The 10,602-nt window shown below is 73.1% G+C and carries 6 protein-coding genes; 3 read left to right on the top strand and 3 right to left on the bottom strand.

Annotated features, from left to right (window positions below):
• Positions 1–231 precede the first annotated feature (231 nt).
• The 3 genes from ACIBSV_RS47240 (at position 232) to ACIBSV_RS47230 (ending at position 3,401) form a co-directional block, all read left to right on the top strand.
• On the top strand, positions 232–1,581 hold the full coding sequence (locus ACIBSV_RS47240; protein ID WP_395873752.1) for an MFS transporter: 1,350 nt from the start codon (positions 232–234) through the stop codon (positions 1,579–1,581).
• Positions 1,578–2,573, top strand: a complete 996-nt coding sequence (locus ACIBSV_RS47235) for a TolB family protein (protein ID WP_395873751.1) — start codon at positions 1,578–1,580, stop codon at positions 2,571–2,573. Before ACIBSV_RS47240 ends, ACIBSV_RS47235 begins: the two co-directional genes overlap by 4 nt.
• 84 nt (positions 2,574–2,657) lie before the next feature.
• A complete protein-coding gene (locus ACIBSV_RS47230) occupies positions 2,658–3,401 on the top strand; it encodes a glucose 1-dehydrogenase (protein WP_395873750.1) in 744 nt (247 codons plus the stop codon).
• A 502-nt stretch (positions 3,402–3,903) separates the two neighbouring features.
• On the opposite strand, the gene ACIBSV_RS47225 is transcribed toward ACIBSV_RS47230, so the two are convergent.
• The 3 genes from ACIBSV_RS47225 to ACIBSV_RS47215 form a co-directional block, all read right to left on the bottom strand.
• Positions 3,904–4,698, bottom strand: a complete 795-nt coding sequence (locus ACIBSV_RS47225) for an SDR family NAD(P)-dependent oxidoreductase (RefSeq protein WP_395873749.1) — start codon at positions 4,696–4,698, stop codon at positions 3,904–3,906.
• Positions 4,699–4,880: 182 nt separating this feature from the next.
• Positions 4,881–6,395, bottom strand: coding sequence for a M1 family metallopeptidase (locus tag ACIBSV_RS47220; protein ID WP_395873754.1), 1,515 nt, complete (start codon positions 6,393–6,395; stop codon positions 4,881–4,883).
• Positions 6,395–10,276, bottom strand: coding sequence for a Pls/PosA family non-ribosomal peptide synthetase (locus ACIBSV_RS47215; protein ID WP_395873748.1), 3,882 nt, complete (start codon positions 10,274–10,276; stop codon positions 6,395–6,397). Before ACIBSV_RS47215 ends, ACIBSV_RS47220 begins: the two co-directional genes overlap by 1 nt.
• Between the last annotated feature and the right edge of the window lie 326 nt (positions 10,277–10,602).

Here is a 10,602-nt window from a genome sequence, read left to right as displayed (position 1 = left end):
GGGGTGTGGGGTCGTTCGCGGTCGAGGTGACCGCGACCGATGCGGCCGGCGCGAAAGCCACCGCAGCGTTCCCCTGGAATGTCACCTGGTTCTGACCGCCGGCAGGTCACCTGGCTCCGACCGCCGATCCCTGCCCAGGTGACCCACTTCGAGTGTGCCGAGCGCCCGAACCGGCGCTCGGCACCCAGGACTTGCCCGTACCCCGCGCCGAGCCGCAGCCGGAGGCCCCGGATGTACCTGTCGTCCAGCCGTTCCGCCGATCTCGCCTCCGGGACGCGCGCCGCCCGCGCGAAGGCGCCGCCCGCGCAGGGTGCGTCGCCGCCGCCGTCCGGACGTGGCGCCCGTCGGGTCGCGCCCGTGGTGCTCACCCTGGGCGTGGTCTCGCTGGTGACCGACATCTCGGCCGAGATGGTCACCGCGGTGCTCCCGGTCTACCTCGTGCTCGGACTCGGGCTCTCCCCCATGGCGTTCGGCATGCTGGACGGGCTGTACAACGGCGCGACCGCCGCGTCCCGGCTGCTCGGTGGCCATGTCGCGGACCGATTCCGCCGGCACCGGACGGTCGCCGCGGTGGGCTACGGCATCTCGGCCGGCTGCAAGCTGCTGCTGCCCGCCGCAGGCGGGGTGTCCGCGATCGGCGGGGTGCTCGCGGCCGATCGCGCGGGTAAGGGCCTGCGTACCGCGCCGCGCGACGCGTTGATCTCGATGGCCGCGACACCGGCGGACCAGGGTCGGGCCTTCGGTGTGCATCGGGCGATGGACACCGCCGGCGCGCTGTTCGGGCCGCCGGTCGCGCTCGCGGTGTTGTGGGTGACGGCCGACGCGTACGACGCGGTGTTCGTGGTGAGCTTCTGCCTGGCCGCGTTCGGTCTGCTCGTCCTGCTGCTGTTCGTCCGCGATCCGACGCCGGACGCGGCCGGCGAGGCGGGCCGGCGGGCACCGCGCACTCCGGTACGACTGCGCGACGCGGCGGCGATGTTGCGGGTGCCGGGCTTCGCCCGGGTGTGTCTGGCCGCGCTGCTGCTCGGCACGGTCACCATCGGCGACGCGATGCTCTACCTGGTGCTGCAACGGCACACCGACCTGTCGCCGCACCTGTTCCCGCTGTTGCCGCTGGGCACCGCGCTGGTCTTCCTGCTGTTCGCCGTCCCGGCCGGCACCGCCGGGGACCGGTACGGACGCGGCCGGGTCTTCCTGGTCGGCCACCTCGCGCTGCTCTGCGGCTACCTCGCGCTGCTCACCCCGTTGCCCGACCTCGCGCTGATCCTGGTGATCCCGGGGTTGCTCGGCCTGTTCTACGCGGGCACCGACGGCGTCCTGATGGCGCTGGCCGCGCCGGCCGCGCCGGCCCGACTGCGCGGCGGCGCGCTCGCCCTCGTCCAGACCGGACAGGCCGCCGGCCGGGCACTGGGCGCGGCCGGATTCGGCGCCGCCTGGACGCTGTACGGCCCGCACACCGCCGGCGTCCTGGCCGCCGTCGCGCTGGCCCTCGCCCTCACCGGCGCGACCGCACTGCTGGCCGGCGGCACCCTCACGCCGGGCGGCCCTCGCCCGGCCGCGTCGAGAAGGGCATCGCGATGACCCGCACCACGCGCCTGACCGTTCTGGCCCTGGTCACCGCGCTGCTCGTCGGCCTCGCGGTGGTCTATACGCTGCGCGCGGCGGGCGACGCGCGGGCCGGCCGGGACGGCGACTACACGGCGCTGAGCCTGGACCGACCGGGCCGGATCGTGTTCCGCAGCACCGCCGCCGACGCCGGCCGAGACCACGTCGCGGCGGTCGACGCGGCCCGTCCGGCACGGCGCGACGTCGCCTCGCGCCGCTGCCTGGTCTTCCACGCCGCGCACGGCACCGGCGTGTGCCTGCAACCGGCCAGGCTCGCGCTCGGTACCTACGACGCCGTGCTGTTGGACGCGAACCTGCGCGAGAAGGGCCGCCACGCGCTGGCCGGGACACCCTCACGGGCCCGGGTCGCACCCAGCGGACGACTGGTCGCGTGGACGTCGTTCGTCAACGGCGAGTCGTACGCGGGCCTGAACTTCTCCACCCGGACCGCGATCCTGGACACCCGGACCGGCCGCCTCGACGACAACCTGGAGTCGTACGCGCTGTATCGCGGCGCCGAGTCGATCCACGCGCCCGACGTCAACGTCTGGGGCGTGACCTTCGCGGCCGACGACAACACCTTCTACGCGACGGTGGCGACCGGCGGGCGCACCTGGCTGGCCCGGGGCGATCTGGCCGCGCGCACGTTGCGCACGGTGCGTGAGAACGCCGAGTGCCCGTCGTTGTCCCCCGACGGCACCCGCGTCGCGTACAAGAAGCGGGTTCCGGGGGCGGACGCCGACCGGCCCTGGCACCTGTTCGTGCTGACCCTGGCCACCGGTGTGGAGATCGCGCTCGCCGAGACCCGGACCCTGGACGACCAGGCGGAATGGCTCGACGACGGCAACGTCGTCTACAGCCTGCCGGGGGATCTGCGCGGCGACGTGTGGACCGCGCGCGCCGACGGGACGGGGCGGCCGACCCTGCTGATCCCGCACGCGTTGTCCCCGGCCGTCCTGCGCGGCTGAGTTTCCGGGCCTCGTGGCCGGCGAAGGCTTCGACCGAGGCGAAGCGGTCGGTCTTCGCCGTCGTCCACGAATCGGAGGTCCGACGTGTCGGTGCTCGAGGGCAAGGCCGCAGTGGTCACCGGTGGTTCACGCGGGATCGGTCGGGCCGTCGTGGAACGCCTCACGCGGGACGGCGCGCAGGTGGTCTTCGGTTTCGCCCGGGACGAGCGGGCCGCCGAGGAGGTGGTCCGGGCGGTCGCGGCGGCCGGCGGCCGGGCCCGGGCGGTCCGGGCGGAGCTGAGCGAGCCGGGCGCCGCCGAGGCGTTCATGGCGTCCGCCGACGAGCATCTGGGCGGACTGGACATCCTGGTGAACAACGCCGGTGTCGGGGCCGTCTCGACACCGATCGCGGACTTGGCCGAGGCGGAGTTCGACCGGGTGATGACGGTCAACGCCAAGGCCGCGTTCCTGACCATCCGATACGCGGCCCGGCACATGCGCGACGGCGGACGGATCGTCAACGTCTCGACCCTCAACACGATCCGGCCCGCCCCCGGCATCGCGGCCTACGCGGCGAGCAAGGGCGCCCTGGAGCAATTGACCACCATCGCCGCCCACGAACTCGGCCCGCGCGCCATCACCGTCAACACGGTCTCCCCCGGCGCCACCGACACCGACCTCCTCCGCTCCGCCAACCCCGCCGAGGTCCTGGCCACCGTCCCCGCCCTGACCCCCCTCCGCCGCCTCGGCCACCCCACCGACATCGCCGACACCATCGCCTTCCTCGCCGGCCCCGACGCCCGCTGGATCACCGCCCAAAACATCCACACCAACGGCGGCCTGGGCTAACCCACCGCCCTCGACCACCCTTGAAGACAACCGAACCCGCACCCCCACGCCCAACCCCGTCCAGCACGCGAGAACAACCCAACCCCACCCCAACCCACCCAACCGGGCCAACCCCCATCAGCCCGTCCGGCGTTCGAGGACAACCCGAGCCCACACCAACACACCCGCCCGGGCAAAGCCCCTATTCAGCCCGTCCGGCGTTTGAGGACACCCGAAAGCCCAGCCCGTCCGGCGCATGAGGACAACCCGAGCCCACACCAACGCACCCGCCCGGGCAAAGCCCTCATTCAGCCCGTCCGGCGTTTGAGGACACCCGAAAGCCCACCAACCCACCCGACCCAAGCCAACCCACCCAGCCCGTCCGGCGTTTGAGGACACCCGAGAGCGCACCGGACCATCCGACTCGAGCAAACCCCCAGCCCGTCCGGCGCTTGAGGACGAGCACACCCCGACGAGCCCGACTCAGGCAGCCCTATCCAGCCCGTCCGGCGCGTGAGGACAATCAGGCCCCGTCCACCCCGTCCGCAGGACGACGATGCACGACCCGAGCCGACGTCTGATCCCGCGCCAGCACCAGCATCGAGTCGATGTTCACGTGCGGCGGCCGCGTCGCCACCCACCCCACACACTCCGCGATGTCCTGGCCCACCAGCGGCGTCATCCCCGCGTACACCGCCGACGCGCCCTCCGCGTCACCACCGAGCCGGTTGAGCGTGAACTCGGTCTCGACCATGCCCGGGTCGATCTGGCACACCCGCACCGGTTGCCCACGCAACTCCAGCCGCAGCACCCGCGTCATCGCGGTCACCGCGTGCTTGGCCGCGTTGTACCCCGCGCCGCCCTCGTACGGCTCTCGCCCGGCCACCGACCCGATGGTGATCACCTGGCCGTCCCCGGACGCGATCAGCAGCGGCAGGAACGCCTTGGTCACCCGCAGGGTGCCGAGCACATTCGTTTCGTACATCGCGGTCCACGCCGCCTCGTCGGCCTCCGCGACCGACTCGGTGCCGCGCGCGATGCCCGCGTTGTTGACCAGCACGTCACAGCGGTCCACCGCGGCGGCGAACGCGGCGATCGAGGCCGGATCGGACACGTCCAACGGCAGCGCGCGACCTCGGCCCGCGCAGCGCTCGACCACCTCGTCCAGCCGGTCCTTGCGGCGCGCGCCGAGCACGACGTCGTAGCCCAGACCCGCCAGATGCACGGCGGTCGCGGCCCCGATCCCGCTGCTGGCGCCGGTGACCACCGCACAGCCTCGGTACGGCGTCGTGGGGTTCGCGGTCTCGCCCTGGGTCATCGCGCGGTTCCTCTCATGCGTGGCGGCCACCGGCGAACCACCCGTGCGGTTCCCGCGACCACCTTGCCGGTCTTCCCGCACCGTATGCCGGATCGACGCGACCCCGCATCGCCGCCCCCCACTTCGCAGGCCCCCACTTCGCAGGCCCCCACTTCACCGGCCCCCGCATCGCCGACCCCGCCTCACCCCGAGGAGGATCCGCCGTGCCCCGACGTCCAGGGCCACCCCAGCCGACCCCGCCGCGGAGGCAACGCGTGCGGCTCGGGCGTCTCCGGCCCCCCAGGCCACCCCGACGACACCCCCGGCAACGGCGGCAGCCCCTCCCGAAACAGCCACGCCTCGAACAACTCGTCCAACGGCCGCGAGGCATACCGCGCCACATGCGCGACGAAGTCCTCCGTCGTGACCACCCCGTGCCGATGCGACGTCGCCCAGTCCCGCAACATGGCGAAGAACGACGCGTCGCCGAGCGCACACCGCACCGCGTGTACGGTCAACGCCCCCCGGGCGTAGATCCGGTCGTCGAAGATCAGCTTCGGACGCGGCGCCCCGAGCAGCAAATCCTGCGGCAGACTGCCCAGTTGCCCGTGCTCGACGGCGGCCTGCACGGCGGCCTTCCGCCCGCCCGACCGCTCCGCCCACAACCACTCCGCATAGCGCGCGAAGCCCTCGTTGAGCCAGATGTGCCGCCAGCTCGCCAACCCCACGCTGTTCCCGAACCACTGGTGCGCCAACTCGTGGGCGACGAAACGCTCGGAGCCGCGCGAGCCGTCGACGTGGTTCGCGCCGAAGGTGGCCAGTCCCTGCGCCTCGATCGGGATGTCCAATGCGTCGTCGGTGACCACCACGGTGTACTCGCCGAACGGGTACGGCCCGAACAACTCCTCGAACAGCGTCATCATCTCCGGCTGCCGCGCGAAGTCGACCAGAAAGCGCGGCACCAGCCGAGCCGGCACGTGCGCGAGCTGCGATACCCCCACGTGCGGTTCCAGCGGCCCGATCGTGTCGTAGCGGCCGATCGAGACGCTGACCAGGTAACTCGCGGTGGGCGCGGACTGCTCGTAGACCCACGTGGTGTTGCTCGCCCGGGTACTGCGGGTCAGCAGTCGGCCGCTGACCACGACGGTGTACACCGACGGTGCGGTGACCGAGATCTGGTACGCGGCCTTGTCGTCGGGCCGGTCGTTGCACGGATACCAGGACGGCGCGCCGATCGGCTGGCCGGCCACCAGCGAGCCGTCGGTCAGTTCCTCCCAGCCGACCCCGCCCCACGGACTGCGCACCGGCTTCGGATTGCCCGTGTAGTGCACCTCGACGGTGAACGCGGCCCGCGCGCGGATCGTCGTACCCGGCCGCACCCGCAACTTGCCCGCACGGTGCGTGTAGTGCGCCCGGCGGCCGTCCACCAGCACCCGCCCGATCCGGAACTCCGCCAGGTCCAGCGCGAATTCGTTCAGCGGCCGATCACCGGCCAGCGCGCCGATCCGGGCGGTGCCGGCCAGTCGGTTGGGCCCGGGTCGGTAGTCCAGGGTCAGTTCGTAGCGGTGCACGCGATAGCGCGGGTCGCCGTGTGTGGCGAAGTACGCCTCCCCGGCACCTGAGCGCGGCCCCTGGTCGATCACCGATTCGTGCTCCGTCCCCGTCGCGCCCGCCGTCGCGGGACGGGCCGTTTCCCGCGACGCCGCCTCGAAACGCATTACCGTCGCCACGCCTCGATCGGATTGCCCAGCCAGCCGGTGTCCTCGGGAACCGTCTCGCCGCGCATCACCAGCGAGGCGGGACCCAGCGTGCTGCGCGCCCCGATCGTGCTGCCCGGCAGCACGATCCCGCGCGGACCCAGCGTGGCGCCCTCGCGAAGGATCACAGTATCCATCCGCATGATCCGGTCGTGGAAGAGATGCGTCTGGAGCACACAGCCGTGCCCCACGCTCACCGCGTCCTCCAGCGTCACCAGGTCCGCCTCCGGCAGCCAGTAGCTCTCGCACCACACACCGCGCCCGATGGATGCCCCGAGTCCGCGCAGCCACGCGTTCATCACCGACGTGCCGGGCACCCGGCCGATCAACCACGGCACGGCCAGTACCTCGACGAAGGTGTCGGCGAGTTCGTTGCGCCACACGAAGCCGCTCCACAGCGGGTGCTCCACCGGCCGGAAACGACCGACCAGGAGCCACTTGGCCGCGATCGACACGACACACGCGAGCACGCCGCACCCGAGCAGGACCACGCCGGACAGCAGCGCGGCCAGGATCAGCGAATGGCTGCCCAGCCAGGCCAGCGCGGCCAGGGTGAGCACGGCCAGCGCGGCGGAGCACAACACCGGTACCGCGCGGCACAGCTCGACCAGGCCGCGCGCCCAGCGCAGCCGGGCGGGCGGGTCGTAGGTCAGGCCCTGGTCGGCGACGTCCGCCGAACGCGGCAGGCGCATCGGCGGCATGCCCAGGTACGAGCCGCCCTTCTTGGTCTTCTTCGGTGTCGCCGACAACACGCCGACCAGGCCGCGCGCGGGCACCGAGCGGCCCGGCGCGGTCATCCCGGAGTTGCCCAGGAAGGCCCGCTCGCCGATCTCCGCCGCGCCGATCCGGATCCACCCGCCGCCGAGTTCATAGGAGGCGATCAGCGTGTCGTCGGCCAGGAAGGCCCCGTCGCCGACCGTGGTCAGGCTGGGCAGCGCGAGCACCGTGGAGGCCTCGACCCCCTTGCCCACCTTCATCCCGAGCGCGCGCAGCCACACCGGCGTGAACAGGCTCGCGTACAGCGGGAACAGCTTGTCCCGAGCCAGGTCCATCAGCTGGGTGACGGTCCACGCCTGCCAGCCGATCCGGCCGTGCAGCGGGTGGTAGCCGGGCCGCAGACCCAGGCTGAGCAGCCGGACCAGGAGCACGATGGACAGCGCGTACACCAGCGCGAACGCGGCCACGGCGGGCACCAGCGCGAGCAGCGCTCCGGTGAGCGCGGCGCCGAGACCGGCACCGGGACGCACGAACGCGCCCAGGATCGGCAGTACGGGCAGCGCGGCCACGATCGGCAGGAGGCTCGGCAGCAGCCCGCTCGCGCCGTACAGCACCACCCAGCTCGTCTTGCGCGGCGGACGTTCGCCCAGCCGGCTTCGGTCCACCTTGCCCAGTCGTATCGCCGGCACCCCGCCCCAGCGGCGGCTCGGCGGCACGTTGCCGGTGACCGCGGAGCCCGCCGCCACCTCGGCCGAGCGGCCGATCCGGGCGCCCGGGAAGAGCGTGCTGCGGGTGCCCACGATCGCGCCGGCGCCGACCTTTATCGCGCCGATCTCCAGTCGGTCGCCGTCCAGCCAGTGGCCGGACAGGTCCACCTCGGCCTCCACCGCGCAGCCCCGGCCGAGCTTGAGCAGGCCGGTGACCGGCGGCAGGGTGTGCAGGTCGACGTCCTGGCCGACCTTGGCGCCCAGCGCCCGGGCATAGCGCAGCAGCCAGGCCCCGGAGAGCGCGGTCGCACCGCTGACGTCGGCCAATTGTTCGGCCGCCCACAGCCGCAGGTGCACACCGCCGCCGCGCGGATAGCTGCCCGGGCGCAGCCCGCGCAGCAGCAGTCGGGCGCCGCCGGCGGCGATGGCCACCCGGCCGGGCGGGCTGAACAGCGCCGCCCAGCCGGCCGCGACCCACCACCAGGACGCGGTGGGCGCCCACGGGTGGCTGCCGAACCAGGCCGCGACATTGCCGAGCGCGAGCAGGCCGACCGTCCAGCGCAGCCCGACCAGGGTGAACAGCGGGATCAGCATGAGGAGCTGCGCGATCCGGGCCCGGGTCGGTGTCGGCGCCACCTTGCGCGCCGCGCCCGCGTCCTGTGCCGAGCGTTCCAGTCGGCGGGCCAGCTTGCGCAGTGTGGGCTGCTGGTAGATATCCGCGACGGCGGCCGCCGGATATCGCTCACGCAGCAGGGTGGTCAGCCGGGCGGCGGCCAGGCTGTTGCCGCCGATCGCGAAGAAGTCGTCCTGTGCGCTGTCCGGGGCGATGCCCAGCACGTCGGTCCACTGCTCGGCGAGCCAGGCCTCGGTGCCGTAGAGCTGTTCGGTGGGTCCGGCGTCCTCCGCGTCCGCGAGCGGCCACGGCAGCGCGTCCCGGTCGACCTTGCCGGAGGTACGGGTGGGCAGGTCGGCCACCGGGGCGAGCCGGGGCACCAGGGCGGCGGGCAGCTCGGCCCGCAGCCGGCGTACCGCCTCCTCGCGGTCCCAACCCTCGCCGGTCACCAGATAGCCGACCAGGAGCTGGTTGCCACCCTTGACGGTGCGTACCGCCGCCGCCGCGCCCACCACGCCGGGCAGCGCCTGCAGGGCCGCGTCGATCTCGCCGAGTTCGATCCGCCGGCCGCCGAGTTTGATCTGCTCGTCGCCTCGACCGACGAAGACCAGGCCCTCGGCGTCGGCGCGCACCACGTCACCGCTGCGGTAGGCGCGGTCCCAGCCCATCGACTCCAGCGGGGCATACTTCTCCGCGTCCTTGGCCGGGTCCAGGTAGCGGGCCAGGCCGACGCCGCCGATCACCAGCTCGCCGGTCTCGCCCATCGCGACGGGCCGGCCGCCGGCGTCGACCACGGCCAGTTCCCAGCCGTCCAGCGGCAGGCCGATCCGGACGGGACCCTCGCCGGTGAGCAGCGATCCACAGGCGACCACGGTCGCCTCGGTCGGGCCGTACGTGTTCCACACCTCGCGGCCCTCGGCGACCACGCGCTCCACCAGCTCGGGCGGGCACGCCTCACCGCCGAAGATCAGCAGCCGTACGTCCAGCAGCGCCTCGGTCGGCCACAGCGCGGCGAGCGTGGGCACCGTGGACACCACGGTGATCTCCTGCTCGGCCAGCCAGGGCCCCAGGTCGGCGCCGGAGCGCACCCGCGAGCGCGGCACGGTGACCAGGCACGCGCCGTACCGCCAGGCCAGCCACATCTCCTCGCAGGACGCGTCGAAGGCGACCGACAGGCCCGCCATCACCCGGTCGCCGGGGCCGATCGGCTCCTCCTGGAGGAACAGGCCGGCCTCGGCGTCCACGAAAGCCGCGGCGTTGCGGTGGGTGACCGCGACGCCCTTGGGCTTGCCGGTGGAGCCGGAGGTGAAGATGATCCAGGCGTCGTCGCCGGGGCCGGGACGGGCGGACGGCGCGGGGTCGGCCTCCCGGGTGACCCGCAGCTCGCGGTCGGCACCGAGCACGGCGCGTACGCCGGCCTCGCCGAACACCAGGTCGGCCCGCTCGTCCGGGTCCTCGGCGTCCACCGGGACGTAGGCGGCGCCGGCGGCCAGCACGGCGAGGATGGCGACGTACAGGTCGTTGCTGCCGGAGGGCACCCGAACGCCGACCCGGTCCCCGACGCCGACGCCGGCCTCGGCGAGCCTGCGGCGCAGCGCCTCCACCTCGGCGGCCAGGGCGCGGTACGTCAGCGTCCGCCGGCCGTCGTCGAGGGCGGGCTCGTTCGGGTGGTCCCGGACGGTGGCGTCCAGGATGTCCACGAGGGTGCGGGGCGCGGGGGCGGGGCGCCCAGGGTAGACGGCCGGGGTCGGCGTCGGTGCGGTGCCGGACGGATCGTCCGCTCGTACTGGTAGCGCGATGGCCATGAATTCCTCATCATCCCTGGTCCCCGCTACGGCCCATTGGCAGGCGCCCGGGGAGATGTCGCGTCCCCGGTCCCTGGCCGGCCGGGTCGCTTCTCGAGCGTGGCAACCCGACCGACAGTAGCTCCGTTCGACGCGGTTCGACGACCCGAGATGCGATCAACTACCGTTAAAACAAAGGCATCTGACGCATCGTCATATATGATTTGACGTCTCGTCAGATGCCACCATCCCCTACAGGCAAGCTTCTTGACGACCCGTCAGCCCAGAACCCGACTTACGCACCACACCTCACTCCTGTGACCCACACCACACCGTAATCCCACCCC

This window comes from Embleya sp. NPDC050154, from assembly GCF_044460165.1.
Taxonomy (GTDB): Bacteria; Actinomycetota; Actinomycetes; order Streptomycetales; family Streptomycetaceae; genus Embleya.
The sequence above is the reverse complement of the archived record's forward strand: the minus strand, read 5'-3'. Positions and strand labels throughout refer to the sequence as shown.

Coding starts and splice junctions, on each gene's coding strand:
- ACIBSV_RS47240 (WP_395873752.1), top strand. CDS start 232: ATGTACCTGTCGTCCAGCCGTTCCGCCGATCTCGCCTCCGGGACGCGC.
- ACIBSV_RS47235 (WP_395873751.1), top strand. CDS start 1,578: ATGACCCGCACCACGCGCCTGACCGTTCTGGCCCTGGTCACCGCGCTG.
- ACIBSV_RS47225 (WP_395873749.1), bottom strand. CDS start 4,698: ATGACCCAGGGCGAGACCGCGAACCCCACGACGCCGTACCGAGGCTGT.
- ACIBSV_RS47220 (WP_395873754.1), bottom strand. CDS start 6,395: ATGCGTTTCGAGGCGGCGTCGCGGGAAACGGCCCGTCCCGCGACGGCG.
- ACIBSV_RS47215 (WP_395873748.1), bottom strand. CDS start 10,276: ATGGCCATCGCGCTACCAGTACGAGCGGACGATCCGTCCGGCACCGCA.